Genomic DNA, 25,815 nt, shown 5'->3' on the forward strand with positions numbered 1-25,815 from the left:
CGTTGGTCGTCATCCGTCAAACTGCGCGTTCGACCATCATCTTCTTGATCTCGGCAATCGCCTTGGCCGGGTTCAGACCCTTGGGGCAGGTCTTTGCGCAGTTCATGATCGTATGGCACCGATACAGCTTGAACGGATCCTCAAGCTGATCCAGACGCTCGCCGGTGGCCTCGTCGCGGCTGTCGATAATCCAGCGATAGGCATGCAGCAGCGCGGCGGGACCAAGGTACCGGTCGCCATTCCACCAATAGCTGGGGCACGAGGTCGAGCAGCTGGCGCACATGACGCATTCGTACAGACCATCCAGTTTTTTTCGGTCTTCGATCGACTGCTTCCATTCTTTTGCAGGGCGGTTGGTCTTGGTCTCCAGCCACGGCATGATCGAAGCGTGCTGCGCATAGAAATGGGTCAGATCCGGGATCAGGTCCTTGACCACCGGCATGTGCGGCAGCGGGTAGATCTTCACGTCGCCCTTGATCTCGTCCATGCCGTAGATACAGGCCAACGTGTTGATCCCATCGATGTTCATCGCGCAGGAACCGCAGATCCCCTCGCGGCACGACCGACGGAAGGTCAGGGTCGGGTCGACCTTGTTCTTGATGTAGATCAGCGCATCCAGAACCATCGGCCCGCAATCGTCCATGTCGACGAAATAGGTGTCGACCCGAGGATTCTGCCCGTCATCGGGATTCCAGCGGTAGATCTGGAACTTACGCACGTTGCTCGCGCCTTCCGGTTTCGGCCAGGTCTTGCCCGTCGTAATCCGGGAATTCGTAGGGAGGGTCAGTTGGACCATGAGACTACCTCTGTTTTGGCTGCGCGCTGAAGATTGTCTTTTGGAATGCCAGGCGCACCGATTTTCCAATCGGTAACACTGTCCAGCCCTTTGCGCAAAAGGCTGTCTTCTGGCCACATGCTGCCCAGCTTCACGTCGACAGCATGTTCAAATGCCATGTAGCTCGCCGTTGATGGAAGGCGCTGGAATTGATCGACGGCATCTGCACGCCCGGCCGAGCAATAGAGAACCTGGGCATATTCTGCGTCGCCCGCAACTTCCGCCGCTGCCCTGCAAATTGCTTCTCGGTCGACGTCGCGGATTGCGATGCCCTCAGGGAAATGGCTGTCAAAACCCTGTACCGGGCGCAATTGATGATCATAGATGGCCAGCGGAACTCCATCCTGTCCAGAATGCACGGCGAACCCGATCTGGCCTCCGAAAACATGCAAACAGATCCCGTTCGGTAGCTTTTCCGTGGTCTCGGGCAGTTGCTCGCAATCGAAGAGAACACGTTGCAGAAGACAGAACTCGGAATGGCGCTGGGGTATGAGGATGTTCGGCAGCAGCCGGCTTTGAACAACCTCCTGCAAAACCGCCTCCAGCATGTCGGCTTCGACGGCCTTCCAATCGCGCGTTGCCGTTGTTCCATACAGCCCGTAGGACTTAATCGCGTTGACCGAGAAACCTACGTAAGGCGAAATCGCAGCGCGCAGTGCGTCAAGATGCGCTTCTTGGGACGGCACGATCAGAGTCCGCAACAGCGGACTGTAACGATCCGCGCGCGCGATTCGTCTTTGGCGGCGTCTGCTGATCTGATCGGCATCCAGCGCGGTTTTCGCGTGCATGCGGATTGCCTGCCCCTGATAAGAATTTCGGCGCGCCGGCGCCGGAACATTCAACAAGGCCTCGTCCAAGGTCAGTTCGGGCTTTTCCAACCCACGCTGTGCCTGGTTGATCAGGTTTAGATTGTGAAAGACTGTATGCGGTTCCGGCTCTCGGTTTTCACTGCGGTTGCTGTGCTGAAACCCCACACCAGAAGGCTCGTGCTCAAGAAACGCGGTAAAGTCCCGCCAGTCATTGTCGGACCCGATGCGAAGATCGAGCAGACAATCCAAAGCGTCCTGCTGCTCAAAAAAGGCGATCACGCTGCGGTTGTGATGCTCGTATTGCGAAATCAGATGTGCCTCATAGCCATGCGGGCATTTCACACCATATACGCTTTGCCTGATCTCGGCTGTCTGTGTCGTAACCGAGTGACGCTTCATCGAGTTTACCCAAACCTCAGCCGAGCTCCGACGGGTCAGGATGTACTTGGCGTCTCGCCCGAAGTCCTGGAACAGATCGACATACATCAGCGACCAAGGCCAGTCCGCAAAGGCATCATGAATGGCGATCATCTCCCTGATCCGTTGAGAATAGCCATTGCTCAAATACTCGTGCAGAGCATCGAGCGAGTAGCCCATCTTTCGGTAGCCCAATGTTTCGAAACCGATCTCCAAAGACGTGGTGGCCGTCTTTGGAAGACCGATCCCAAAAACCTTTGCGACCCGCCCGCCCATCACCATTCCCCGACAATGGCGCCTGCACCAAAAGCACGGCCCAAGTCTGTGGGCACGCAGACAAACGGGTGCTTCGAAGCACCACATTTTTTGTCTATCCGGGTCAGGTTGGCAGGCATGTCAGCTCTTCGGTTTCAACGGGACTGGGTTCGACGCTCCTTAGAAGGTGCGCGCCTTGGGCGCGATCTTTTTAAGGCTGATACCGCCTTCAGCCTCGGTGCTCAGCGGATCGACGATGACCGGGCGATAGCTGAGTTCGACCTTGTTCCCGTCAACCCGGGACACGGTGTGAACACGCCAGTTTTCGTCATCGCGCTCGGTGAAGTCTTCATGTGCATGAGCGCCGCGAGATTCCTTCCGCGCTTCGGCGCCGACGATTGTGGCAAGCGCGTTGGGCATCAGGTTGGTCAGTTCCAGCGTCTCCATCAAGTCGCTGTTCCAGATCAGGCTGCGATCCGTGACCTTGATGTCCTCCATCTTGGCCGCGATTGCAGTCATCTTCTCGACCCCTTCGGCCAGGGTCTTGGCTGTCCGGAACACCGCAGCATCCGCCTGCATGGTTTTCTGCATTTCAAGCCGCAGATCGGCCGTCGGGATTGCACCGCTGGCATTGCGCACCGCATCGAACCGATCAAACGCCTTGTCGACCGAGGCCTGGTTCAGGACCGGGTTGGGCGTTTCGGGGTCGACGACCTTGCCTGCCCGGATCGCCGCCGCACGGCCAAAGACCACAAGGTCGATCAACGAGTTCGACCCCAATCGGTTCGCTCCGTGAACCGACGCGCAACCAGCTTCGCCCACGGCCATCAGGCCGGGCACGACGGCGTTCGGATCGTCGGCGGTCGGGTTCAACACCTCGCCCCAATAGTTGGTCGGAATACCGCCCATGTTGTAGTGCACGGTCGGAAGAACCGGGATCGGTTCCTTGGTGACATCCACGCCGGCGAAGATCTTTGCGCTTTCCGAAATGCCCGGCAAACGCTCGTGCAGGGCTTCGGCCGGAAGATGGCTCAGGTTCAGGTGAATATGGTCGCCTTCGGGACCGACGCCGCGCCCTTCGCGGATTTCCATGGTCATCGAACGCGAGACATAGTCGCGCGGTGCAAGGTCCTTGTATTGGGGCGCGTAGCGCTCCATGAACCGTTCACCTTCCGAGTTGGTCAGATATCCACCTTCGCCGCGGGCGCCTTCGGTGATCAGGCAGCCCGAGCCGTAGATGCCGGTCGGGTGAAACTGCACGAATTCCATGTCCTGCAAGGCCAGGCCGGCACGGGCCACCATGCCGCCGCCGTCGCCGGTGCAGGTGTGGGCCGAGGTCGCGCTGAAATAGGCGCGGCCGTAACCGCCCGTGGCCAGAACCACCATCTTGGCGTTGAAGACATGCATGGTGCCGTCGTCCAGCTTCCAGCAGACAACGCCTTGGCACTGGCCGTCTTCGGACATGATCAGGTCAATGGCGAAATATTCGATGTAGAATTCCGCGTTGTTCTTCAGTGACTGCCCGTACAATGTGTGCAGAATCGCGTGACCGGTCCGGTCGGCAGCAGCACAGGTGCGCTGAACTGCGGGGCCCTCACCGAATTCGGTCGTGTGGCCACCAAAGGGACGCTGATAGATCTTGCCTTCTTCGGTGCGCGAGAACGGCACACCGTAATGCTCCAACTCATAGACGGCCTTGGGTGCCTCGCGCGCCAGGTATTCCATCGCGTCGGTGTCACCCAGCCAGTCCGAGCCCTTGACGGTGTCATACATGTGCCACTGCCAATGGTCGGGGCCCATGTTCGACAGCGACGCCGCAATGCCACCCTGCGCCGCAACTGTGTGCGAACGGGTCGGAAAAACCTTGGTTACACAAGCGGTGCGCAGACCTTGTTCGGCCATGCCGAGCGTGGCACGCAGACCGGCCCCACCGGCGCCGACCACGACCACGTCATATTCGTGCGTTTCGTATTCGTAAGCAGCCATTTCATTCAGCTCCGGGGTGTTAGAGGGCAATGCGGGCGACGGCGAAGATACCTGCGGCCGCGGCGCCATATGAGAGACACTTCACGAGGATGATCAGAACCTTTTCCATTGTGCCGTGCACATAGTCCTCGATCATCACCTGGGCACCATCAGCGAAATGCTTGAACCCGACGGCCAGCGTCAGGGCCGCCACGATCGCCGGGAATGGCCGCGAGTAATAGTCCAGCACCACGTCAAAGGGCTGTCCCAGCGTGGGGCCGAATGTGAAGACAAAAAGCGGGACAAGGATCAGCAGCGCAACCGAGCTGACCTTCATCGCCCAAAAATGTTCGGTACCCGACTTGGCCGATCCCAGGCCTACGGCGCGTTTGCGGTCGGTAAGATAACGCATGTCAGCCTCCCTCAGGCAACGATCAACAGTGTCAGGAAAGTCAGCACAAAAGAGCCGATCACAACCGCCCAGCCCAGCTTGTAGGCTGTCGGGATATCCAGTCCGATCGCGTTGTCCCAGATCAGGTGCCGGATACCGGCCAGCGTGTGGTACCAAAGACCCCAAAGCGACAGTGCCATGACCAAGTCCCCGAGGAGCGACGTGATCACACCATTGGCGCGATCAAAGGCTTCGGGCGACGTGGCCGCGGCCAGGAACCACCAGACGATCAACAGCGCGGCCACCAACATGGCGTTGCCGGTGATCCGGGTCAGGATGGAAGTGACAGAGGTCAACTGCGGACGATAGATCGACAGATGCGGCGATAGCGGGCGGTTCCCCCGATTGACATCGGCCATGGCGGCTCCTTTTGAGGTTGGCTACCGAAGTTTTTACTCCATTTTGCGACCCTGTCACGCGCTGCGCGTGCAAAAAAGATCAAATCACCCGCAATTCGGCCGATAATTCGGAAACGTGATCACACAAAATATTCTCGTGATCACAAAATGCATTCCAACCCTCCAATGTTAGCGTTTTCAAGGGTCAAGCAATGTGATCACGAATCTTTCCGCGCTCAGTGCAGATCGGCAGTCTGCCGCGTGACTTCACGCAGAAGTTTTTTCCGGATCCGTTCGGGATAGTCCTTGAAACCGGCAGCCGATACGACGAAGGCCCCTTCGCCGACTATGACGTTTTCAAAGAAATAGGCCGTCAGGTCTGGTTCGCTCTCCTCGATCGCAATTGCGTTCACCGTAATCCCCTGACGGCGCAAAAGGTCTCGGATCTCGGTGGGTTCAACCCCTTCGTTCGAGACGCCGTCCCCCGAGATGTCGATCAGATGACGCTTGCACTCGGGCACCTCGAGAAAGCTGTTCACGGTCATTTCCAGCGCCTCACCGATCGCGGTCGAAAAGTTCCGCCAGACACGCGGATCGGCAGACACTTTTGCGGCAAACGCATCCAGTGCGTCGAACCCGTCAATTTTGGTCCAGGGGATGGTGATCCGCTGCCGCGAGGTCCCGGTCCATTGTACCAGCATCAGCCGGGCCTGGCCGCGCACCAGCGCCTCGGACACGACCGGGTCGCGCAGTCCGGCCGCCAGGCCATCCATCTGGATGCGGTATTCCGAACTGTCGACCGAGCCGGACACATCAACGGCCAGCGCCAGCGCCAGGTCGCAGGCCAGCGCCGGGCGGGCAAGGCAAAGTGCAGCGGCAAGGATACGCAGAAAAGACATGAGCCGAACCTAGCACGGTTCGGCCCGGTCGGGATCACAAGACTGTGGGGGTCAGCCCGTTCAGATCGGCATCAGCGCCCAATAGTCCAGATCCAGCAGGACGTCGGGGCTGTATTTTCCATCCGGGCCGCGCAGCGCAAAGGGCTCGCCGCCCTTGATCGCCACCAGTCGCAGGCGGATCGCACCCACGCCCGGCACGCCGGTTTCGGCCTTGTCCAGAACTTCGGACCAAGCCTTGATGGTGTCGCCAGCGAAACAGGGGTTGGCATGGGCGCCGCCGTTCAGACCGACGATCATTTGCGCATTGGCCAGCCCGTTGAACGACAGCGCGCGCGCCATCGAGATCACGTGGCCGCCATAGATCAGCCGCCCATCGGGGCGGAAGGTCAGGTCGAAATGCACCTTGGCCGTGTTCTGCCACAGGCGGGTGGCCAGCATGTGCTCGGCCTCCTCCACGGTCACGCCATCGACGTGATCGATCATTTCTCCCGTTTTGTAATCGCCCCAGCGGTGGTTTTCTCCGGATTGTACAAAATCGTAATCCGAGAAATCCAGCCCGTTCGGCACCACGAGGTCACCGGGCGCCAGCGCCTTTTTCAGGTCCGGCACCACGGTTTCGGGCGCCAGCGCATCAAGGTTCGATTTCCGCACCATCACCCAGCGCACATATTCGATCACCACTTCGTCGCGCTGATTCAGGCCGCGCGTGCGCACCCAGACCACGCCGGTCTTGCCGTTCGAGTTCTGTTTCAGCCCGATGACCTCGGTTTCCGACCGCAGGGTGTCACCGGGATAGACCGGCTGCAGCCAGCGCCCCTCGGCATAGCCCAAGTTCGCGACCGCGTTCAGCGAGATGTCCGGGACCGTCTTGCCGAACACCACATGGAACGCCGCCAGATCGTCGATCGGGCTTTGCGGCAGACCGCAGCTCCGGGCGAACTCGTCCGAGGAATAGAGCGCGTGGCGGGCGGGATAGAGCGCATGATAGAGCGCGCGCTCGCCCACCGTCACGGTGCGGGGCACCGCGTGATGCAGCACCTGCCCGATGGAGTAATCCTCGAAAAAGCGGCCCGGATTGGTCTTTGCCATTACTGCTGTCCCAGTTTCATGTCGGGGGAATAGTCGGCCGCGACCTCCTTGGTCACGGCCTGCGCACAGCGCATCTTGCTGGTGGACGGATCGAACGCATAGGCCGGAGAGCCGTGCAGCTCCCACCCTTTGGCCAGCGCCTCGGACACCTTGTGGCAGAAGTCCGAGGTGTCCTCTTCAGTCAGCAGTCGATAAAGTTTTGCCATCACATCACCTGCCTAGCCCGGGAACGGAGACGGGCCGACCAGCCCATGAATGTAGCCGATGATGCCCAGCAGCACGATCGAGGCCACGAAGAACATCGCGTCCTTGCCCAGCGTTCCGGGCTCGCCCGGGGTCCAGTCGGGCTCGGATTTGTTGATGACGATCACTTCGACCACGGCCCAGGCCAACAGGCCGCCGAACAAGATGATCGACGCCAGATCACCATTGACCAGCAGATGCGCAAAGGCCCAGAGCTTGAACCCGCCCAGCATCGGATGACGCACCTTGTTCAGCAGTCGGCCCTTGGTTCCGGCCGGGCTCATCATCCAGATCGCGATCAGCACCAGCAGGTTGTTGATGTGGATCATGAAGCTGGGCGGCGCCCAGACATGGATGAAATCGGTCATGCGATAGCCGAAGATCATCAACAGGATCGACACGACCAGCGCACCTGCGACGGCGCCCTTTCCGGCATCGCCCATGGCCGCGCGGCGCGCGGGCATCAGGCGTTTGAACAGATGCGCGGCCCACCAAAGCGCCACGCCGAGAATGAGAAGAACGAAGCCCATGCTGGCTTACCCCGCTTGCAAAGCTGATATCGCCTCTGCTTTTGCCAGAATTTCGCGGGCAGTTACAACGTGCAGATTTTCCACGATCTTGCCATCGACCACGGCAACGCCCTGCCCCTTTGCCTCGACCTCTTCGAAAGCGGCGATCTGGCGTCGGGCCAGGTCGATCTCGGCCTCGGACGGGGCAAAGGCGGTGTTGGCGGTCTCGACCTGCGCGGGGTGGATCAGGGTTTTGCCGTCAAAGCCCATGTTGCGGCCCTGCGCGCATTCGGCAGCCAGACCTTCGGTATCCTTGAAGGCGTTGTAGACGCCATCGACGATCACCAGCCCCTCGGCCTTGGCGGCCAGCAGGCACAGGCCAAGCGAGGTCATCAGCGGCAGGCGGTCAGGGCGGAAGCGGGTCTGCAATTCTTTCGCCAGATCATTGGTGCCCAAGACAAAACCCGCCATCAGCGGATGCCCCGCGATCTCGGCCGCGTTCAGCATCCCGCGCGGGGTTTCCATCATCGCCCAGATCGGCAGGTCGCCGGTGATCGCGGCCAGCGCATCCACGTCGGCGGCCGAGTTGACCTTGGGCAGCAGCACCACGTCGGCATCCATCTCGCGCACGGCCTCGGCATCGGCACGGCCCCAGTCGGTGTCCAGACCGTTGATTCGAACGATCTTGACGCGTGGGCCGTATCCGCCCGTCGCCAGCGCGGCCTTGAGCGTTTCGCGTGCGTTCTCTTTTTCATCGGCGGCAACCGCGTCTTCCAGGTCGAAGATAATGGCATCGACCGGCAGCGTGCGCGCCTTGTCGAGCGCCCGTTCCTTGGAGCCGGGAATGTACAGAACAGAGCGGTAGGGGCGCTGGCGCGGGTCCATGGGAACCTCTCGTTGAAATAAAGTTGCGCAGAATGGGGCATTTTTTGCCGGAAACTTCAAGGCCAAAATCGCCGCATTGCAGCATGTGACGCAACGCGCGGTGGTTTTACAGCAATTGCAGAGGGTTCCGGCAGCCTTGGTCCGGTGAACAGGCAAAGGGGGCCGGAAATGAATCAGCGGTTGTTTCAGATGACGATGGGGCTGGGCATCATGGTGCTGGCGGCGCAGCAGGTACAGGCGCAAACACCGAACTGTGCGCCCCGGCCGGACGTGCTGCAGCGGTTGGCCGAGACCTATGGCGAGACCCGGCGCGGCATCGGCATGGCGCGGCAGGGTACGGTGATGGAAGTCTTTGCCTCGGACGACACCGGCACCTGGACGATCACCGTGACCCTGCCCAACGGGCTGACCTGTCTGATGGCCGCGGGCGAAGCTTATGAGACGCTGGCCGAAGCTCTGCCGCCGAACACCTGAGGATCAGGTCAGCGCGTCCCAGATCAGCTTTGATCCGGTCAGGGTCAACAGCATATAGGCGATGCCGAAGAACAGCCGCTCGGACATCATCCAATGGGCGCGCACGCCGAGCCATGCGCCGAGTATGGCGAAGGGAGTCAGCAGCAGGTCGGCCCAGGCGGTCTGCAGGGTGAACATGCCCAGATAGGCATATGGGACGAACTTGGCGATGTTGATGACCCAGAAAACCAATACGGTGGTGGCCTGGAACTCAGTTTTCGTCAGGCGTTGCGACAGCAGGTAGACGGCGGCGGGCGGGCCGCCGGCGTGGCTGACGAAACTGGTGAAGCCGGCGACCAGCCCCGCGAACAGCCCCGCGAACAGCCCGGCCGGAGGCGGCAGGCGGTTGGCGAAACCGCGCACCCAGCCGCGGGATTGCGCCACATGCCAGACCACGAAGCCCACTGAGATGCCGCCGATCAGCAGGCGCAGCAGGTCTTCGTCGGTCGCCCGATACAGCAGCGCGCCCAGCGCCACGCCCGGCACCGCCCCCAGCATCAGCAGACGCGCGTCGGGCCAGCTCCAGCGTTTCCAGTAGGGGCGCAGGGTGGCCAGGTCGATCACCATCAGGATCGGCAACATCAGCGCCAGCGCCTGCCCCGGATCAAGGATCAACGCCAGAATCGACGACGACGCAAAAGCCACGCCCGAGCCGAAGCCCCCCTTGGAAATGCCCGCAAAGATCACGGCCGGGATCGCCACGGCAAAAAACATCAGGTTCAATTCAACCATGCGGCGGCCCCGAAACGGCTTGTCCTGCGGGTGGTTTAGCGCAACCGGCGGGGGGCAGGCAAACGGTATGCGGTCGCATGCCGCGCCGCAGAACCCTTGCGCAGCGGCGTTTTAGCGACTAGCAAAACCGCGATTTCAAAACCGACCGGAGACAATCCAAATGGCCAGACCCAAGATCGCGCTGATCGGCGCAGGTCAGATCGGGGGCACGCTTGCCCACCTCGCAGCAATGAAGGAACTGGGGGATGTCGTTCTGTTCGACATCGCCGAGGGCATCCCGGAAGGCAAGGCGCTGGACATCGCCGAATCCGGCCCGTCCGAGGGCTTTGACGCCAAGCTGAAAGGCACCCAGTCCTACGAGGACATCGCCGGTGCCGATGTCTGCATCGTGACCGCCGGTGTGCCGCGCAAGCCGGGCATGAGCCGCGATGACCTGCTGGGCATCAACCTGAAGGTCATGAAGTCGGTCGGTGAGGGCATCGCCGCCAATGCACCCGACGCCTTCGTCATCTGCATCACCAACCCGCTGGACGCGATGGTCTGGGCGCTGCGCGAATTCTCGGGCCTGCCCCACAACAAGGTCTGCGGCATGGCCGGCGTGCTGGACTCGGCCCGTTTCCGCCACTTCCTGGCCGAAGAGTTCGACGTATCGATGAAAGACGTCACCGCCTTTGTTCTGGGCGGCCATGGCGACACGATGGTACCGTCGGTGCGTTATTCGACCGTTGCGGGCATCCCGCTGCCCGACCTGGTCAAGATGGGCTGGACCACGCAAGAGAAGCTGGACGCAATCGTACAGCGCACCCGTGACGGCGGCGCCGAGATCGTCGGCCTGCTGAAGACCGGATCGGCCTACTACGCGCCTGCAACCTCGGCGATCGAGATGGCCGAAGCCTATCTGAAGGATCAGAAGCGCGTTCTGCCCTGCGCCGCCTATTGCGATGGCGAGTTGGGCGTGAAGGGCATGTATGTGGGCGTCCCGACCGTGATCGGCGCCGGCGGCATCGAAAAGGTCGTCAACATCCAGCTCAATGAAGAAGAGCAGGCCGGTTTCGACAATTCGGTCAACGCCGTGAAAGGTCTGATCGAGGCCTGCAAGGGCATCGACAGCTCATTGGCCTGATACATTGATCGGATCTTTGGACCCCACCAAAGATCCGGCCAAAGGCATGACACCCTGCCCCGCTGGCTCCAACCGGCGGGGCATTTCTTTTTTGGCCCTCGAGTTCTATCGGAACATCCCAAGCCACCTGGCTACTCCCAGAAGCATCCCGCCAAGTGCGACCAGCAAGGCGCAAACGACCCAGAACGCATTCGGACTTTCGGCGCCGGGAATGCCACCGACATTGATCCCCAGAACACCCGCCACCAGGCCCAGCGGCAGAAAGACCGCGCTGACCACTGACAGAACGAGCATACGGTTGTTCATACGTTCGGCCCGTTCATCCATCAGCTGATCGTGTATGATCTGAACCCGTTCCCGTACAGCCGCCAAATCCTCGCCGATCCGGTAGATGCGCTCCGAGGCTTCGCGCAACCGCGACCGGTCGTGAGCCTGCAGCCACGGCACGTCTTCGATCTCGAGCGTCGTCAGCGCGTCGCGCTGGGGTACCAGATACCGGCGCAGAACGATGGAGGACCTGCGGATCGCCGCCAGCTCGGCCCGAGAAATCTCGGCATTCGCCTCGAGAAGCGCCTCCTCGAGGTCATCCACACGTTCGTTCAGATCAGTGATCGAAGGTTCGGCCCTATCTGCCAGCCGCAAGGCCAAGCGCGCGACGAAGTCACCCGGCGATTTCGGTGCCTGCCCGCGGTCGATTGCCGCCAGCATGTCCGCAACCGCATCCAAGGGGCGGCGCCAGACACCGATGATCTTGTTCTCCGTCAACCACAGCCTGACCGAGATCATGTCTTCGGGCGGTTGCCCTTCTTGCAGGTTCACTCCGCGCAGGTTCAGGATTACACCATCGCCATGGACGGTACAGCGGGGCCGGGTCTCATCCGCCGTCAGAGCGTCGATCACGAACTCATCAAGCCCGCCGGCGCGTAGAAGGGGAACCGTGCCAGACGCTTCCAGCCTCAGGTGTTGCCAAGCGAACTGCCCCTCCGGTCCGGCCGGTATCCAGCTGGCAAATTCATCGGCGTCCAGTGATACGGCTTTGCCGGATCCGTCGAAGATCCAGGTCATGACATCGGGGAAATCTGGGTTCGGCACTGTCATCTGCTCGGAGCTTGTTCATGTTTGACCTGCCCGACCCAACCGGACCCGCACAGGCCCGGTCAGACTAGCCAGCCTGCGAGAATGCGCCAAGCCCCGAAGGCCTGGCAGGTCCGGTCCCGCCGCTTCGAACGCGACCGGAAATGTTGGCGCAAACGGGGTGCGAACACGGTCTTCGAATATGTTTTCAAAGCCTATTCTGACTCGCTCGAATCATTTTTTGGCACCGGTTTGTTTGTGATCACACCCCGAAAATGTGTGATCACAAATGCTGAAAATCTTCGGCAAATAGCGCGATCGCAGCAGAAAACCCTTTAATTTTTACCGCTAGACACCCCTATAACGATCTAATCGCAGTCAGACGGGACAGTTTCGATGAACATTCACGAATATCAGGCCAAGGCTCTTCTTCGCAGCTATGGCGCTCCGGTCTCCGACGGACGTGCAGTTCTGCGCGCCGAGGAAGCCAAAACAGCCGCCGGTGAACTGGACGGCCCCCTTTGGGTGGTCAAGGCACAGATCCACGCGGGCGGCCGCGGCAAAGGTCACTTCAAAGAAGCCGATGCCGGTGAAAAAGGCGGTGTCCGTCTGACCAAATCGGTGGAAGAAGCCGCCGAAGAAGCCAAGAAGATGCTGGGCCGCACGCTGGTCACCCACCAGACCGGCCCCGTAGGCAAGCAGGTCAACCGCGTGTACATCGAGGCCGGTTCGGGCATCGAGCGCGAGCTGTACCTGGCCCTGCTGGTGGACCGCCAGACCAGCCGCATCTCGTTCGTGTGCTCGACCGAAGGCGGCATGGACATCGAAGAAGTAGCCGCAGCGACACCCGAGAAAATCCTGTCCTTCTCGGTTGACCCGGCCACTGGGTACCAGCCGTATCACGGCCGCCGCATCGCGTTCTCGCTGGGTCTGGAAGGGGCGCAGGTCAAGCAATGCGTGCGCCTGATGGGCATCCTGTACAAGGCCTTCGTCGAGAAGGACATGGAGATGCTGGAGATCAACCCGCTGATCGTGGCCGAAGGCGGCGACCTCAAGGTGCTGGACGCCAAGCTGAGCTTTGACGGCAACGCGGTCTACCGCCACCCCGACATCGCCGAACTGCGCGACACCACTGAGGAAGACCCCAAGGAGCTGGAAGCCAGCAAATACGACCTGAACTACATCGCGCTGGACGGCGAGATCGGCTGCATGGTCAACGGCGCGGGTCTGGCGATGGCGACGATGGACATCATCAAGCTGTACGGTGCCGAGCCTGCCAACTTCCTCGACGTCGGCGGCGGCGCCACCAAAGAGAAAGTGACCGAGGCGTTCAAGATCATCACCAGCGACCCGAATGTCAAAGGCATCCTGGTCAACATATTCGGCGGCATCATGCGCTGTGACGTCATCGCCGAGGGCGTAGTCGCCGCAGTGAAAGAGGTTGGCCTGCAGGTTCCGCTGGTCGTGCGTCTGGAAGGCACGAATGTCGAGAAAGGCAAAGAGATCATCAACACCTCTGGCCTGGACGTGATCGCGGCGGACAACCTGAAAGACGGTGCCGAAAAGATCGTGAAGGCAGTCAAAGGCTGAACCCGATAACTCAGGGCGGGTCGCGGCCCGCCATTCCGATGAATGCTGGCGGGTCAGATCCCGCCGAAAACAGGAGAACGCCAAATGGCAGTCCTCATCGACGAAAATACCAAAGTGATCTGTCAGGGCTTTACTGGCTCGCAGGGCACGTTCCACTCTGAACAGGCCATCGCCTATGGCACCAAGATGGTCGGCGGTGTGACCCCGGGCAAAGGCGGTATGGAGCATCTGGGCCTGCCCGTGTTCAACTCGGTGCACGAGGCCAAGCACGTGACCGAGGCCAACGCGACCGTGATCTATGTGCCGCCGCCCTTTGCCGCGGATTCGATCCTCGAAGCCATCGACGCCGAGATGGAAGTGATCGTCTGCATCACTGAGGGCATCCCGGTTCTGGACATGATGAAGGTGAAGCGCGCGCTGGAAGGCAGCAAGTCGCGTCTTATCGGCCCAAACTGCCCCGGTGTCATCACGCCGGATGCCTGCAAGATCGGCATCATGCCCGGCCACATCCACAAGCGTGGTTCGGTCGGCGTCGTGTCGCGTTCCGGCACCCTGACCTATGAGGCCGTCAAACAGACCACCGATGTGGGTCTGGGCCAGTCCACCTGCGTGGGCATCGGCGGCGACCCGATCAAAGGCACCGAGCATATCGACGTGCTGGAATGGTTCCTGGCCGATGACGAGACCGAGTCGATCATCATGATCGGCGAGATCGGCGGCTCGGCCGAGGAAGAAGCCGCGCAGTTCTTGGCGGATGAGGCCAAGAAAGGCCGCAAAAAGCCCGTTGCCGGTTTCATCGCCGGCCGCACGGCGCCTCCGGGCCGCCGCATGGGCCACGCGGGCGCGATCGTCGCCGGCGGCAAGGGCGGTGCCGAGGACAAGATCGAAGCCATGCGCAGCGCCGGCATCGTCGTGGCCGAAAGCCCGGCGCAGCTGGGCGAGGCTGTGCTGGAAGCAATCGGCAAGTAAACCGCCGGCCCCTTGCGTGGGCTGGCCTCAGCGGAGCGAAACACATGACCTTCAACGAAGCCGTCAAAACGTGTTTCTCCAAATACTTCACATTCTCGGGGCGGGCCTCTCGCCCCGAGTATTGGTATTTTTTCCTGTTCATTCTGGTCTGGAGCGCAATCGCCACGGTCATCGACTGGCATTTCTTCGGACAGGTCACGACCGTGCAATCCGAAGGCTCGGTCGAGGTGGCCGCCACATCCAGCCAGCCGGTGCAGAGCATCGTGTCACTGATCGTGTTCTTTCCGCATCTGGCCGTGGCGTGGCGGCGCATGCATGACACCGGGCGCAACGGTCTCTACGCGCTGCTGCCGATCCTTTTGATCCTTGGGGCTTTTGCCGTTCTGGTCTTCGGCATCGGCCTCGCCTCAAGCTTCCAGCATGGCGGAAGCCTCGACATCCTGTTCACGCGCGCCACGATGCTGATCGTCATTCCGACACTGCTTGTTCTTCTCGTGTCGCCCCTCCTGGTTCTGTGGTGGCTGTCCCGCCCCAGCCAGCCAGGCACCAACAAATACGGTCCCAACCCATATGAGGTAACCCAATGACCGAACACTCGCCCAATTCTGCCTTCCATGCCTCGAGCTTCATGCAGGGGCACAATGCCGAGTATCTGGAGCAGCTATACGCCCAGTACACCAAGGACCCCGGCGCAATCGATGCGGCTTGGGCCGAGTTTTTCCGGCAGATGGGAGACGCGGCACCGGACGTCCAGAAAGAGGCCGAAGGACCTTCGTGGGCGCGCACCGACTGGCCACCGATGCCGAATGATGACCTGACCGGCGCCCTGACCGGCGAGTGGATCGAGGTCGACGCCAAAGCTGCAGGCAACAAGGTCAAGCAAAAGGCTGCCAAGGCGGGGGTTGATGTCAGCGACGAACAGATCAAGCGCGCCGTGCTGGATTCGATCCGCGCGCTGATGCTGATCAGGGCCTATCGGATCCGGGGTCACCTGGCCGCTGATCTGGACCCGCTGGGCATGCGCGCCGCGACCAACCACCCCGAGTTGGACCCCAAGACCTATGGCTTTACCGATGCCGACATGGACCGGCCGATCTTCATCGACAACGTGCTGGGTCTGCAGATGGCCAGCATGCGCCAGATCGTCGAGATCGTGAAACGCACCTATTGCGGCACTTTCGCGCTGCAGTACATGCACATCTCGAACCCCGAGGAGGCCGCCTGGCTGAAAGAACGGATCGAAGGTTATGGCAAGGAAATCTCGTTCACGCGGGAAGGCCGCAAGGCGATCCTGAACAAGATGGTCGAGGCCGAGGGCTTTGAGAAGTTCCTGCATGTGAAATACATGGGCACCAAGCGCTTCGGTCTGGACGGAGGCGAGGCGCTGATCCCGGCGATGGAACAGATCATCAAGCGTGGCGGCGCCCTGGGCCTGAGCGATATCGTGATCGGCATGCCGCACCGCGGACGTCTGAACATCCTGGCCAACGTGATGGGCAAACCCTACCGCGCCATTTTCAACGAGTTCCAGGGCGGCAGCTTCAAGCCCGAGGATGTGGATGGGTCGGGCGACGTGAAATATCACCTCGGTGCGTCCAGCGACCGTGAGTTTGACGGCAACACCGTGCACCTGTCGCTGACGGCGAACCCGTCCCACCTCGAAGCCGTGAACCCGGTCGTTCTTGGCAAGGTTCGGGCCAAGCAGGACCAGCTTGGTGACACCGACCGCAGCAAGGTCATGGGCATTCTTCTCCACGGCGACGCCGCCTTTGCCGGCCAGGGTGTCGTGGCCGAAGGCTTTGGCCTGTCCGGTCTGCGCGGTCACAAGACCGGCGGCACCATGCATATCGTCGTGAACAACCAGATCGGCTTTACCACCGCGCCGCATTTCTCGCGCTCCAGCCCGTATCCGACCGATATCGCGCTGATGGTCGAGGCGCCAATCTTCCACGTGAACGGCGACGACCCCGAGGCGGTGGTACACGCGGCCAAGGTCGCGACCGAGTTCCGCCAGAAGTTCCACAAGGACGTGGTCATCGACATCTTCTGCTACCGCCGGTTCGGTCACAACGAGGGCGATGAGCCCATGTTCACCAACCCGATCATGTACAAGAAGATCAAGACCCACAAAACCACGCTGTCGCTGTACACCGAGCGGCTGGTCAAGGACGGTCTGATCCCTGAGGGTGAGATCGAGGACATGAAGGCCGCCTTCCAGGCGCATCTGAACGACGAGTTCGAGGCCGGTAAGGACTACAAACCCAACAAGGCCGACTGGCTGGATGGCCGGTGGTCGCATCTGGACAAGAACAAGGAAGAATATGTCCGCGGCGACACTGCAATCACGCCGGACACGCTGGCCGAGGTCGGCAAGGCGCTGGTGACGGTGCCCGAAGGATTTGCCCTGCACAAGACGGTGGGTCGCCTTCTCGAGCACAAGAAGCAGATGTTCGAAACCGGTGAGGGCTTTGACTGGGCCACCGGCGAGGCGCTGGCCTTCGGGTCGCTGCTGACCGAGGGCTATCCGGTACGCCTGTCGGGGCAGGACGCCACCCGCGGCACATTCAGCCAACGCCATTCGGGTTTCATCAACCAGGAGACCGAGGAGCGCTACTATCCCCTGAACCACATCCGCGCCGGACAGTCGCAGTACGAAGTGATCGACTCGATGCTGTCGGAATACGCGGTGCTGGGCTTCGAATACGGCTATTCGCTGGCCGAGCCCAACGCGCTGGTTCTGTGGGAGGCCCAGTTCGGCGATTTCGCCAACGGCGCGCAGATCATGTTCGACCAGTTCATCAGCTCGGGCGAAAGCAAATGGTTGCGCATGTCCGGTCTGGTCTGCCTGCTGCCGCACGGGTTCGAGGGGCAAGGCCCCGAGCACTCGTCGGCGCGACTGGAGCGGTTCCTGCAGATGTGCGGCCAGGACAACTGGATCGTCGCCAACTGCACCACGCCTGCGAACTATTTCCACATCCTGCGCCGTCAGCTGCACCGCACTTTCCGCAAGCCGCTGATCCTGATGACGCCCAAATCATTGCTGCGCCACAAGCTGGCGATCAGCAATGCCGAGGACTTCACCACCGGGTCCAGCTTCCACCGGGTGCTGTGGGACGACGCGCAAAAAGGCAACTCGGACACCCAGCTGGTGCCCGACGACAAGATCAAGCGCGTGGTGATGTGTTCGGGCAAGGTCTACTACGACCTGCTTGAAGAACGCGATGCGCGCGGGATCGACGACGTCTATCTGCTGCGGATCGAGCAATACTATCCGTTCCCGGCCCATTCGCTGATCAACGAGCTTGAGCGGTTCAAACAGGCCGAGATGGTCTGGTGCCAGGAAGAGCCCAAGAACCAGGGTGCCTGGGGATTCATTGAACCCAATATCGAATGGGTCCTGTCCCGCATCGGCGCCAAGCATACCCGGCCGATCTATGCCGGCCGCGCCACCTCGGCCTCGCCCGCGACGGGTCTGGCCAGCCAACACAAAGCCCAACAAGAAGCGCTGGTGAACGAAGCGCTGACCATTGAAGGATAATTAACGATGACGATTGAAGTTCGTGTTCCCACGCTGGGCGAGTCCGTCACCGAAGCCACGGTCGCAACCTGGTTCAAGAAACCCGGCGATGCCGTCGCCGTGGATGAGATGCTGTGCGAGCTTGAGACGGACAAGGTCACCGTCGAGGTTCCGTCGCCCGCAGCCGGCGTGATGGGCGAGATCGTAGCCGCCGAAGGTGAGACGGTCGGCGTTGATGCGCTGTTGGCAACGATCCAGGCCGGTGAGGGTGCGGCCCCCGCTCCAAAAGCTGAAGCCGCGCCGGCAGCGGCACCTGCGGCCTCGGGCGGCAGCGTCGACGTGATGGTTCCGACACTGGGTGAGTCCGTCACCGAAGCGACAGTATCGACCTGGTTCAAGAAGGTCGGCGATACCGTCGCACAGGACGAAATGCTGTGCGAATTGGAGACCGACAAGGTCTCGGTTGAAGTCCCGGCTCCGGCTGCGGGTGTACTCGCGGAGATCGTGGCCCCCGAGGGCGCGACCGTCGACGCGACCGCCAAGCTTGCCGTGATTTCGGGCGCTGAGGCAGGCACCGCACCGGCTGCGCCAGCCGCGGCAGCCCCTGCCCCCGCAGCAGCCGCCACCGGCAAGGACGTGGCCAATGCACCCTCGGCCGAAAAAGCCATGGCCGAAGCCGGTCTGTCGGCCGATCAGGTCACCGGTACCGGCCGCGATGGTCGCATCATGAAGGAAGACGTGGCCCGCGCCGTCGCAACCGCCGCTGCCCCGGCCGCGGCCGCCCCGGCACCGGCCGCAGCCCCGCGCGCGCCCGTCGCCGCCGAGGACGCCGCCCGCGAGGAACGCGTGCGCATGACGCGCCTGCGCCAGACCATCGCCAAGCGTCTGAAGGACGCGCAGAACACCGCCGCGATCCTGACCACCTACAACGAGGTGGACATGACCGAGGTGATGGCCCTCCGCAACCAATACAAGGACCAGTTCGAGAAGAAGCACGGCGTCCGCTTGGGCTTTATGTCCTTCTTCACCAAGGCCTGCTGCCACGCGCTGAAAGAGGTGCCCGAGGTCAATGCCGAGATCGACGGCAATGACATCGTCTACAAGAACTACGTCCACATGGGCGTCGCCGCCGGCACTCCGCAGGGCTTGGTGGTTCCGGTGATCCGTGATGCGGACCGCATGTCGTTCGCCGAGATCGAGAAAGCCATCGCCGAGAAGGGCAAACGCGCCCGTGACGGCAAGCTGAGCATGGCCGAAATGCAGGGCGGCACCTTCACCATCTCGAATGGCGGCGTCTATGGCTCGCTGATGTCCTCGCCGATCCTGAACCCCCCGCAGTCGGGCATTCTTGGCATGCACAAGATTCAGGAACGTCCGATGGTCATCAATGGCGAGATCAAGATCCGTCCGATGATGTATCTGGCGCTGTCCTATGACCACCGCATCGTCGACGGCAAGGGCGCGGTCACCTTCCTGGTGCGCGTGAAAGAGGCGCTGGAAGACCCGCGCCGTCTGCTGATGGATCTGTGATCATGGCAACGCATGTACTCTGGCAGGCCGACGTGGCCGATTTCGACGCCTGGCTGAAGGTGTTCCGCGAGGACAAGCCGATGCGCAAGGCGGCCGGGATTGTCGATCTGCACGTCTGGAAAGACCCCGAACAGCGCGATCATGCGGTTGCCCTGTTCGAGATTTCCGATCTGGACCGGGCCCAGAGCTTCATCGAATCGGAAGAGCTGGCCATGCACCATGAACGTGGCGGCGTCGCGCATATTCAGGTGAAGGTTCTGACACCCGTCTGAACAGGCACCCAGGCGATCCACCCCGTGGGTCGCCTTTTCAAAAGAACACTCCGCGGATTTGGGAGAACAAAATGGCTAACTATGACGTCATCGTAATCGGCGCCGGTCCTGGCGGCTATGTCTGCGCCATCCGCTGCGCGCAGCTGGGCCTGAAAACCGCCGTCGTCGAAGGGCGCGAGACGCTGGGCGGCACCTGTCTGAACGTGGGCTGCATTCCGTCCAAGGCGTTGCTGCATGCCAGTCATCAGCTGCACGAGGCCGAGCACAACTTTGCCAAGATGGGCCTCAAGGGCAAAAGCCCCTCGGTCGACTGGAAACAGATGCTGGCCTACAAGCAGGACGTGATCGACACCAACACCAAGGGCGTCGAGTTCCTGTTCAAGAAGAACAAGATCGACTGGCTCAAGGGTTGGGGCTCGATCCCGGCGGCGGGCAAGGTCAAGGTCGGTGATGAGGTGCACGAGGCCAAGAACATCATCATCGCCTCCGGCTCCGAGGCGGCCTCGCTGCCCGGCGTCGAGGTGGACGAGAAGGTCGTCGTGACCTCGACCGGCGCGCTGGAACTGGGCAAGATCCCGAAAAAGCTGGTGGTGATCGGTGCAGGCGTGATCGGGCTGGAACTGGGCTCGGTCTATCAGCGTCTGGGCGCCGAGGTGACGGTGATCGAATATCTGGACGTCATCACCCCGGGCATGGACCCCGAAGTGCAGAAGACCTTCCAGCGGATCCTCAAGAAACAGGGCCTGAACTTCGTCATGGGCGCCGCGGTGCAAAAGACCGAGGCCACCAAGACCAAGGCCAAGGTGACCTACAAGCTGCGCAAGGATGACAGCGAGCACGTGATCGAAGCCGATACCGTTCTGGTCGCCACCGGGCGCAAGCCGTTCCATGACGGGCTGGGTCTGGATGCGCTGGGGGTCGAGCTGACCCCGCGCGGCCAGATCAAGGTCGGCAAGGACTGGCAGACCAACGTGCCGGGCATCTACGCCATCGGTGACGTGATCGAAGGCCCGATGTTGGCCCACAAGGCCGAGGACGAAGGCATGGCCGCCGCCGAAGTGGTCGCGGGCAAGCATGGGCACGTGAACTATGGCGTCATTCCGGGCGTGATCTACACCTGGCCCGAGGTCGCCAATGTCGGCGAGACCGAGGCCACGCTCAAAGAGCAGGGCCGCGCCTACAAGGTCGGCAAGTTCAGCTTCATGGGCAATGGCCGCGCCAAGGCGAATTTTGCCGCCGACGGGTTCGTCAAGATCCTGGCCGACAAGGAGACCGACCGCATCCTGGGCTGCCACATCATCGGCCCCGGTGCGGGCGACCTGATCCACGAGGTCTGCGTGGCGATGGAGTTCGGCGCCTCGGCCGAGGATCTGGCGCTGACCTGCCACGCGCACCCGACCTATTCCGAGGCCGTGCGCGAAGCGGCGCTGGCCTGCGGCGATGGTCCGATCCACGCCTGATGAGTTCGGCTCCGGCGGTCAGGCCGCCGGAGTCAGCCACGCCCGCAGATAGGTTTCCAGCCGGTCGGTGAATGTGGTCGCCGAATGCAGGGCGCAGAATTTCAGTGACATGGCCTGGATGGCAAAGGCCTGCACGCCCTCGGCCAGCAGGTCAGTCGACACGTCCTGTCTAACTTCGGCCTGATCCAGCCACATCATCACGATCCGGAAGTATTTCTCGAAGCAATAGGCAATCGGCCCAATTTCAGAGATCGCGGCCGCCCCGGAATAGCGGATCAGCAGGTCGAACACATAGCGTTCGGACATCATGAAATCATGCACCGGGGCCAGGGCCTCGATGATCTGGGGCACGGTTTTCGGCGGTTCCGCCGCCTGCGCCTGATCCAGACAGGCGTCCAGCTTTTCGCCGATCAGGATCTCCATCAGCGCGTCCTTGTCGTGGAAATGGGCAAAGAAGGTGCCCTTGGCCACACCGGCGGCCTGCACCACCTCTTCCACGCGCAACGCCTGGTATCCGTTCTTCTGCACCACGTCTGCCGCCGCCTGCAGCAGCTTGGCGCGGGTCTTCAGGGTTCGTTTCTGAATCGTCTTCTGCATGAGGCTTGTTCGCATGTTTTTTGACCGTGGTCAAATTTAATATTGACCGTGGTCAAATTTTGATTCTATAAACTGACCGTGGTCAATTTTAGGAGAACCCCGATGCAACCCAAGAAAATCCTCATCCTCGACGGTCACCCCGCCGAAAGCAGCCTGTCGCGCACCTTTGCCGACACCTATGCCGAAGCCGCCCGCGCCAAGGGCCATGACGTGAAGACCGTTCACCTCAGCGATCTGGAGTTCGATTTTGATTTCGGACAGGGCAACTATCATGATTTCAAACCGCTGGAGCCGGTGCTGGAACAGGTTCTGCAGGATTTCGAATGGAGCGATCACCTGGTTCTGACGACGCCCATGTGGTGGGGCGGCCTGCCCGCCAAGCTAAAGGGGCTGATCGACCGGATGTTCATCCCGGGCCGCACGTTTGACACCCGAAATCCGAACAAACTGGGATTCCCGGCACCGATGCTCGACGGCCGAACGGCGCGGGTCATCATCACCTCGGACACGCCGGGCTGGTTCATGCGGCTGGTTTACCGCCGGGCATTGATTCACCAGATGCGCGGTCAGGTTCTGGGGTTCGTCGGGTTCAAGCCGACGCGGTTCACCTGGTTTTCCGGTGCCAGCTACCCCAAGCAGGACAGTGTCCAGAAATGGATCACGCGGGTCACCCGACTGGGCGCAGCGGCAGCGTGATCACCACATCGTTTTTGCGGCGCGCGCACCCCATTCGCGATCATAGCGTGCGCCGCCTTCCTCGCCCTGCGACACCTCGGCCAGGATCTCGCCCACCGTCGGCAATCCGGCGCTTAGGTCGCCGCCGGCCCAGGTTTGCGCCCGCATCAGCGCGCGGGCGCATTGCGTGTAGATTTCCCCGATTTCGATGACGATTACCGTGGCTGGTTGCTTGCCCTTTTTCTCGAACCGGGCGCGCAGGTCGGCATCGGCCGTCAACCGGGCGGTACCGTTCACCCGCACCACGTTGTTCGAACCGGGCACCATGAACATCAGCGCCACACGCGGATCGCGCACGATGTTGCGCAGACTGTCCAGGCGGTTGTTGCCGCGCCAGTCGGGCAAGGCCAGGGTGCCGGGGTCCAGTTCCGTGACCACCGGGCCGTCATCGCCCCGGGGGCTGCCATCCACCCCTTCGGGCCCTACCGTGGACAGTACGCACAGACGCGACGCCATGATCCACTTGCGATAGAGCGGCGTCAGTTGCCGCGCAACCTTCCGCATCGAGGCCGCGCCCGGGGTGCCGTACAGCGCCTCGAGCACGGTGATGTCATTGATGAACTGCATCCGGATCAAACCCCACTTCGCGCATCAGCGCGTTCGAGCGCGTCTCGATCACCTCTTCCAGCCGGGCCAGGAACGAGTCGCGATTGACGCCCGGTTCGATCGGATCAAGGAATTCGACGATCGCGTGGCCCGGTTTGCGCAAAATCCCCGACCGGGGCCAGAAGACACCGACATTGGTGGCCGCCGGCACGCAGGGGAACCCCAGCCCCTCGTACAAAACGGCGGTGCCGACCTTGTAGGGCTTGTAGACCCCCGGCGCCACGCGGGTGCCCTGCGGATAGATCACCAGTTGCCCGGGCTCGGTAAACTCTTTGGAAACGTCCTTGACCATCTTGGCCACTGCCGCGCCACGCTTGCCGCGATTGACCGGAATACAACCCAGTCGACGGGCATACATACCGATGATCGGGGTCCACAGCAGTTCGCGCTTCATGATGAATTTGCCATGGGGGATCGCGTCGAAGATCAGGATGATGTCGAAGAAGGACTGGTGCTTGGCGGCGATGACCACCTCACCCGTGGGCACGTTGCCGCGCACCTCTCCGCGAATGCCCACCATCCAGCGCGCCAGCCATATGGTCGTGCGCGCATAGGTCTTGCAGGCGCGCAGCGCCCCGCGCTTGGAGAACAGCGCATAGGGCGCGAAGACCAGACCCAGAACCGCCATCCACGCGTAGATCGTGACCATGAAGATCAGCGAGCGCCCCCATTGGACCGCTATTGCCATCACGAAAGCTCCTTCAATTTGCGACGGGCCGCCGACCATGTGGCGGCAAAAGCCACGGCCGCGCCCAAAACGGGGATTACGGCGGGCAGCAGCCAGTCAGCACCCTGAAATCCAAGGCCGGTCAGGAAACCGCCTGCATCCGAGGCCTCGGGCAGCAGCAACACCCCGGTCAGGCCCAGAACCGTCCCCACCACGGCACCGAAAAACGCGCGCCAGGTGAACCGACGCACGAAGGCACCGGCGATGAAACGGTCGCGTGCACCGACCTGGCGCAGCACCTCGATGATCTGGGCGTTGGCCGCAAGCGAGGCATTGGCCGCAAGCGTGATCATCGCCGCCGTGGCCCCGCCGATCAGCAGGATCGAGATCCAGCCCAACCGTCGCAGCGAGGTGGCCGCGTCGACCAGCGGCTTGCGCCAGCGAGAATGGTCGTCCAGAACCGCGCCTGGCACCTCGGCCGCCAGCCGCAGGCGCAGGCCCATCGTGTCCAACCCCGGCTCTCCCTCGATGATTTCGATGAGCTGAGGCACCGGCAGCGTGTCCAGCGGCAGATCGGGCCCGAACCAGGGGGCCAGCAGCGCGGCCTGTTCTTCGGCGCTGAGCGCGCGGGCCGAGGCCACGCCCGAGGTCTGTTTCAGAACCTCCAGAGCGGCCTCGGTCTGCGCGGCACGCTGGTCAGCAGGCGCATTGATCCGCAGAGTGGCCGCTCCGGCCAGCTCCGAGGCCCAGCGATCGGCCAATCGGCCCGAGGCCAGCGACAGCGCAAGCGCGAATACTGTCAGAAAGGCCATCGCACCTGACACGAAAAGGGTCAGGTGCGCCGTAAATCCGGTTGGCGGCACGACGCGGTCGGCCCGGGCGTCCCGGCGCAGCAGGGCGCGAATGTCATCGGCAATCATAGATCCGCCCCCGCCAGTTGCAGCCGCCGCTGCGAGATCCGAAGAACCCGGGCCTGCACCTGGCTTTTGGCCGCCCGGATCAAGCTCAGATCATGGGTGGCGATCACCACGGTCTTTCCCATGTGGTTCAGCTCGATCAGCAGACGCAGCAGACGCTGGGACATCTCCCAGTCGACGTTGCCGGTGGGTTCGTCGGCCAACACCACGTCCGGTGACAGGATGACCGCCCGCGCCAGTGCAGCCCGTTGCCGCTCGCCGCCCGAAAGCTCCGGCGGAAGTGCGTCCAGGCGGCCACCAAGACCGACCCAGGACAGGAGTTCGGTCAGATCTTCCTGCTCGGACTCGACAGAGCGTCCCGACACCATCAGTGGCAGGGCGACATTCTCAGCCAGAGTCATGTGGTCCAGAAACCGGCAGTCCTGATGTACGACACCGATGCGGCGGCGCAGCAGGGCCATCTGGTCCCGGTCCAGTCGGGCAATGTCCTGGTCAAAGGCGCTGATCCGCCCCGAACTGGCCAGCAACGCGCCATAGCAGAGTTTCAATAGGGTCGTTTTGCCCGCTCCGGACGGGCCGGTCAGAAAATGGAACGACCCCGGCTGCAACTGGACCGAGACATTGCTCAGCAGTTCACCGCCGCCATAGCTGTAGCTGACATTTTCAAGCTCGATCACGCCTGCCCTCAATATTGCTTGCGCCCTTCTTGCCCGAGCACGACCACGGTTTCAATGCCTGCACCGAGTCCATTTGGCGACACTTGATCCACCGGGCCGAAAACGCGCTTTGCTGTTTCGCCTTAACGGATTATCATTCTT

At 61.8% G+C, this 25,815-nt stretch carries 27 protein-coding genes; 10 read left to right on the forward strand and 17 right to left on the reverse strand.

All coding sequences use genetic code 11. The features are described from left to right. Positions 1–16: 16 nt before the first annotated feature. From ACR0JC_RS15440 to ACR0JC_RS15485, 10 genes are all read right to left on the reverse strand, one after another. Complete coding sequence (locus tag ACR0JC_RS15440) at positions 17–796, reverse strand: succinate dehydrogenase iron-sulfur subunit (RefSeq protein ID WP_170343321.1); 780 nt, start codon at positions 794–796, stop codon at positions 17–19. After that, the gene (locus ACR0JC_RS15445; RefSeq protein ID WP_367647322.1) at positions 784–2,424 is read right to left on the reverse strand and encodes a sulfotransferase; all 1,641 of its coding nucleotides are present in this window, start codon (positions 2,422–2,424) and stop codon (positions 784–786) included. Before ACR0JC_RS15445 ends, ACR0JC_RS15440 begins: the two co-directional genes overlap by 13 nt. A 72-nt stretch (positions 2,425–2,496) precedes the next feature. Continuing rightward, positions 2,497–4,302, reverse strand: coding sequence for a succinate dehydrogenase flavoprotein subunit (gene sdhA / locus ACR0JC_RS15450; RefSeq protein ID WP_170343323.1), 1,806 nt, complete (start codon positions 4,300–4,302; stop codon positions 2,497–2,499). 19 nt (positions 4,303–4,321) lie between these two features. Then, on the reverse strand, positions 4,322–4,693 hold the full coding sequence (gene sdhD, locus ACR0JC_RS15455) for a succinate dehydrogenase, hydrophobic membrane anchor protein (RefSeq protein WP_093963475.1): 372 nt from the start codon (positions 4,691–4,693) through the stop codon (positions 4,322–4,324). An 11-nt stretch (positions 4,694–4,704) separates the two neighbouring features. Further along, positions 4,705–5,091 carry a succinate dehydrogenase, cytochrome b556 subunit gene (gene sdhC / locus ACR0JC_RS15460; RefSeq protein WP_170343324.1) on the reverse strand — a complete coding sequence of 129 codons (387 nt, stop codon included), beginning with the start codon at positions 5,089–5,091 and terminating at the stop codon, positions 4,705–4,707. 215 nt (positions 5,092–5,306) lie between these two features. Next, complete coding sequence (locus ACR0JC_RS15465) at positions 5,307–5,969, reverse strand: DUF1194 domain-containing protein (RefSeq protein ID WP_170343325.1); 663 nt, start codon at positions 5,967–5,969, stop codon at positions 5,307–5,309. Between the two features lie 60 nt (positions 5,970–6,029). Then, on the reverse strand, positions 6,030–7,058 hold the full coding sequence (locus ACR0JC_RS15470) for a MaoC family dehydratase (protein WP_170343326.1): 1,029 nt from the start codon (positions 7,056–7,058) through the stop codon (positions 6,030–6,032). Next, entirely contained in the window at positions 7,058–7,264 is a 207-nt protein-coding gene (locus ACR0JC_RS15475) for a DUF1737 domain-containing protein (RefSeq protein ID WP_170343327.1), read from the reverse strand. Before ACR0JC_RS15475 ends, ACR0JC_RS15470 begins: the two co-directional genes overlap by 1 nt. 12 nt (positions 7,265–7,276) lie before the next feature. Continuing rightward, entirely contained in the window at positions 7,277–7,831 is a 555-nt protein-coding gene (locus ACR0JC_RS15480; RefSeq protein WP_170343328.1) for an NnrU family protein, read from the reverse strand. 6 nt (positions 7,832–7,837) lie between these two features. Then, positions 7,838–8,695 carry an HpcH/HpaI aldolase/citrate lyase family protein gene (locus ACR0JC_RS15485; protein WP_170343329.1) on the reverse strand — a complete coding sequence of 286 codons (858 nt, stop codon included), beginning with the start codon at positions 8,693–8,695 and terminating at the stop codon, positions 7,838–7,840. A gap of 168 nt (positions 8,696–8,863) precedes the next feature. Between ACR0JC_RS15485 and ACR0JC_RS15490 the strand changes: the two genes are divergently transcribed. After that, positions 8,864–9,169 (forward strand): hypothetical protein, encoded by a 306-nt coding sequence (locus ACR0JC_RS15490; protein ID WP_170343330.1) that lies wholly within the window; start codon positions 8,864–8,866, stop codon positions 9,167–9,169. 3 nt (positions 9,170–9,172) lie between these two features. On the opposite strand, the gene ACR0JC_RS15495 is transcribed toward ACR0JC_RS15490, so the two are convergent. Then, on the reverse strand, positions 9,173–9,940 hold the full coding sequence (locus ACR0JC_RS15495; RefSeq protein WP_170343331.1) for a sulfite exporter TauE/SafE family protein: 768 nt from the start codon (positions 9,938–9,940) through the stop codon (positions 9,173–9,175). A 160-nt stretch (positions 9,941–10,100) separates the two neighbouring features. Between ACR0JC_RS15495 and mdh the strand changes: the two genes are divergently transcribed. Further along, positions 10,101–11,063 carry a malate dehydrogenase gene (gene mdh, locus ACR0JC_RS15500; protein WP_170342201.1) on the forward strand — a complete coding sequence of 321 codons (963 nt, stop codon included), beginning with the start codon at positions 10,101–10,103 and terminating at the stop codon, positions 11,061–11,063. A 105-nt stretch (positions 11,064–11,168) separates the two neighbouring features. Here mdh and ACR0JC_RS15505 read toward each other — a convergent pair whose 3' ends face one another. Continuing rightward, positions 11,169–12,128, reverse strand: coding sequence for a zinc transporter ZntB (locus tag ACR0JC_RS15505; RefSeq protein WP_254439070.1), 960 nt, complete (start codon positions 12,126–12,128; stop codon positions 11,169–11,171). Positions 12,129–12,533: 405 nt separating this feature from the next. On the opposite strand from ACR0JC_RS15505, the gene sucC reads away from it, so the two are divergent. The 7 genes from sucC (at position 12,534) to lpdA (ending at position 21,475) form a co-directional block, all read left to right on the forward strand. Next, the gene (gene sucC / locus ACR0JC_RS15510) at positions 12,534–13,727 is read left to right on the forward strand and encodes an ADP-forming succinate--CoA ligase subunit beta (protein WP_093963486.1); all 1,194 of its coding nucleotides are present in this window, start codon (positions 12,534–12,536) and stop codon (positions 13,725–13,727) included. Between the two features lie 84 nt (positions 13,728–13,811). Then, a complete protein-coding gene (gene sucD / locus ACR0JC_RS15515; RefSeq protein WP_170342204.1) occupies positions 13,812–14,696 on the forward strand; it encodes a succinate--CoA ligase subunit alpha in 885 nt (294 codons plus the stop codon). Between the two features lie 44 nt (positions 14,697–14,740). Further along, entirely contained in the window at positions 14,741–15,283 is a 543-nt protein-coding gene (locus ACR0JC_RS15520) for a DUF805 domain-containing protein (RefSeq protein WP_170343333.1), read from the forward strand. Then, entirely contained in the window at positions 15,280–18,234 is a 2,955-nt protein-coding gene (locus ACR0JC_RS15525) for a 2-oxoglutarate dehydrogenase E1 component (protein ID WP_170343334.1), read from the forward strand. The genes ACR0JC_RS15520 and ACR0JC_RS15525 overlap by 4 nt, the downstream gene beginning before the upstream one ends. Positions 18,235–18,240: 6 nt before the next feature. Next, positions 18,241–19,743, forward strand: coding sequence for a 2-oxoglutarate dehydrogenase complex dihydrolipoyllysine-residue succinyltransferase (gene odhB / locus ACR0JC_RS15530; RefSeq protein ID WP_170365394.1), 1,503 nt, complete (start codon positions 18,241–18,243; stop codon positions 19,741–19,743). Positions 19,744–19,745: 2 nt separating this feature from the next. Beyond that, a complete protein-coding gene (locus tag ACR0JC_RS15535) occupies positions 19,746–20,015 on the forward strand; it encodes a hypothetical protein (protein ID WP_170342918.1) in 270 nt (89 codons plus the stop codon). A gap of 71 nt (positions 20,016–20,086) precedes the next feature. Next, positions 20,087–21,475: a dihydrolipoyl dehydrogenase gene (gene lpdA / locus ACR0JC_RS15540; RefSeq protein ID WP_149776964.1), complete on the forward strand. Its 1,389-nt coding sequence runs from the start codon at positions 20,087–20,089 to the stop codon at positions 21,473–21,475. 18 nt (positions 21,476–21,493) lie between these two features. Here the strand turns inward: lpdA and ACR0JC_RS15545 are convergent, their stop codons facing one another. Then, the gene (locus tag ACR0JC_RS15545; protein ID WP_170342920.1) at positions 21,494–22,072 is read right to left on the reverse strand and encodes a TetR/AcrR family transcriptional regulator; all 579 of its coding nucleotides are present in this window, start codon (positions 22,070–22,072) and stop codon (positions 21,494–21,496) included. A gap of 102 nt (positions 22,073–22,174) precedes the next feature. Between ACR0JC_RS15545 and ACR0JC_RS15550 the strand changes: the two genes are divergently transcribed. Then, positions 22,175–22,768: an NAD(P)H-dependent oxidoreductase gene (locus ACR0JC_RS15550; protein ID WP_170342923.1), complete on the forward strand. Its 594-nt coding sequence runs from the start codon at positions 22,175–22,177 to the stop codon at positions 22,766–22,768. Here ACR0JC_RS15550 and ACR0JC_RS15555 read toward each other — a convergent pair whose 3' ends face one another. Genes ACR0JC_RS15555 through ACR0JC_RS15570 form a run of 4 tightly spaced genes read right to left on the reverse strand, consistent with a single transcriptional unit; the run spans position 22,769 to position 25,674 of the window. Beyond that, positions 22,769–23,374 carry a pyridoxamine 5'-phosphate oxidase family protein gene (locus ACR0JC_RS15555; protein ID WP_170342925.1) on the reverse strand — a complete coding sequence of 202 codons (606 nt, stop codon included), beginning with the start codon at positions 23,372–23,374 and terminating at the stop codon, positions 22,769–22,771. Beyond that, positions 23,358–24,101 carry a lysophospholipid acyltransferase family protein gene (locus ACR0JC_RS15560; protein WP_170342928.1) on the reverse strand — a complete coding sequence of 248 codons (744 nt, stop codon included), beginning with the start codon at positions 24,099–24,101 and terminating at the stop codon, positions 23,358–23,360. Before ACR0JC_RS15560 ends, ACR0JC_RS15555 begins: the two co-directional genes overlap by 17 nt. Continuing rightward, positions 24,101–25,000 (reverse strand): cell division protein FtsX, encoded by a 900-nt coding sequence (locus ACR0JC_RS15565; protein WP_170342929.1) that lies wholly within the window; start codon positions 24,998–25,000, stop codon positions 24,101–24,103. Before ACR0JC_RS15565 ends, ACR0JC_RS15560 begins: the two co-directional genes overlap by 1 nt. Beyond that, positions 24,997–25,674 carry a cell division ATP-binding protein FtsE gene (locus tag ACR0JC_RS15570; RefSeq protein ID WP_170342228.1) on the reverse strand — a complete coding sequence of 226 codons (678 nt, stop codon included), beginning with the start codon at positions 25,672–25,674 and terminating at the stop codon, positions 24,997–24,999. The genes ACR0JC_RS15565 and ACR0JC_RS15570 overlap by 4 nt, the downstream gene beginning before the upstream one ends. Positions 25,675–25,815 lie beyond the last annotated feature (141 nt).

This window comes from Ruegeria sp. CH5, from assembly GCF_056537025.1.

Bases quoted from the DNA above. Each gene is read 5' to 3' on its own strand.
- ACR0JC_RS15440 (WP_170343321.1), bottom strand. From the start codon at position 796: ATGGTCCAACTGACCCTCCCTACGAATTCCCGGATTACGACGGGCAAG.
- ACR0JC_RS15445 (WP_367647322.1), bottom strand. From the start codon at position 2,424: ATGTGGTGCTTCGAAGCACCCGTTTGTCTGCGTGCCCACAGACTTGGG.
- sdhA (WP_170343323.1), bottom strand. From the start codon at position 4,302: ATGGCTGCTTACGAATACGAAACGCACGAATATGACGTGGTCGTGGTC.
- sdhD (WP_093963475.1), bottom strand. From the start codon at position 4,693: ATGCGTTATCTTACCGACCGCAAACGCGCCGTAGGCCTGGGATCGGCC.
- sdhC (WP_170343324.1), bottom strand. From the start codon at position 5,091: ATGGCCGATGTCAATCGGGGGAACCGCCCGCTATCGCCGCATCTGTCG.
- ACR0JC_RS15465 (WP_170343325.1), bottom strand. From the start codon at position 5,969: ATGTCTTTTCTGCGTATCCTTGCCGCTGCACTTTGCCTTGCCCGCCCG.
- ACR0JC_RS15470 (WP_170343326.1), bottom strand. From the start codon at position 7,058: ATGGCAAAGACCAATCCGGGCCGCTTTTTCGAGGATTACTCCATCGGG.
- ACR0JC_RS15475 (WP_170343327.1), bottom strand. From the start codon at position 7,264: ATGGCAAAACTTTATCGACTGCTGACTGAAGAGGACACCTCGGACTTC.
- ACR0JC_RS15480 (WP_170343328.1), bottom strand. From the start codon at position 7,831: ATGGGCTTCGTTCTTCTCATTCTCGGCGTGGCGCTTTGGTGGGCCGCG.
- ACR0JC_RS15485 (WP_170343329.1), bottom strand. From the start codon at position 8,695: ATGGACCCGCGCCAGCGCCCCTACCGCTCTGTTCTGTACATTCCCGGC.
- ACR0JC_RS15490 (WP_170343330.1), top strand. From the start codon at position 8,864: ATGAATCAGCGGTTGTTTCAGATGACGATGGGGCTGGGCATCATGGTG.
- ACR0JC_RS15495 (WP_170343331.1), bottom strand. From the start codon at position 9,940: ATGGTTGAATTGAACCTGATGTTTTTTGCCGTGGCGATCCCGGCCGTG.
- mdh (WP_170342201.1), top strand. From the start codon at position 10,101: ATGGCCAGACCCAAGATCGCGCTGATCGGCGCAGGTCAGATCGGGGGC.
- ACR0JC_RS15505 (WP_254439070.1), bottom strand. From the start codon at position 12,128: ATGACCTGGATCTTCGACGGATCCGGCAAAGCCGTATCACTGGACGCC.
- sucC (WP_093963486.1), top strand. From the start codon at position 12,534: ATGAACATTCACGAATATCAGGCCAAGGCTCTTCTTCGCAGCTATGGC.
- sucD (WP_170342204.1), top strand. From the start codon at position 13,812: ATGGCAGTCCTCATCGACGAAAATACCAAAGTGATCTGTCAGGGCTTT.
- ACR0JC_RS15520 (WP_170343333.1), top strand. From the start codon at position 14,741: ATGACCTTCAACGAAGCCGTCAAAACGTGTTTCTCCAAATACTTCACA.
- ACR0JC_RS15525 (WP_170343334.1), top strand. From the start codon at position 15,280: ATGACCGAACACTCGCCCAATTCTGCCTTCCATGCCTCGAGCTTCATG.
- odhB (WP_170365394.1), top strand. From the start codon at position 18,241: ATGACGATTGAAGTTCGTGTTCCCACGCTGGGCGAGTCCGTCACCGAA.
- ACR0JC_RS15535 (WP_170342918.1), top strand. From the start codon at position 19,746: ATGGCAACGCATGTACTCTGGCAGGCCGACGTGGCCGATTTCGACGCC.
- lpdA (WP_149776964.1), top strand. From the start codon at position 20,087: ATGGCTAACTATGACGTCATCGTAATCGGCGCCGGTCCTGGCGGCTAT.
- ACR0JC_RS15545 (WP_170342920.1), bottom strand. From the start codon at position 22,072: ATGCAGAAGACGATTCAGAAACGAACCCTGAAGACCCGCGCCAAGCTG.
- ACR0JC_RS15550 (WP_170342923.1), top strand. From the start codon at position 22,175: ATGCAACCCAAGAAAATCCTCATCCTCGACGGTCACCCCGCCGAAAGC.
- ACR0JC_RS15555 (WP_170342925.1), bottom strand. From the start codon at position 23,374: ATGCAGTTCATCAATGACATCACCGTGCTCGAGGCGCTGTACGGCACC.
- ACR0JC_RS15560 (WP_170342928.1), bottom strand. From the start codon at position 24,101: ATGGCAATAGCGGTCCAATGGGGGCGCTCGCTGATCTTCATGGTCACG.
- ACR0JC_RS15565 (WP_170342929.1), bottom strand. From the start codon at position 25,000: ATGATTGCCGATGACATTCGCGCCCTGCTGCGCCGGGACGCCCGGGCC.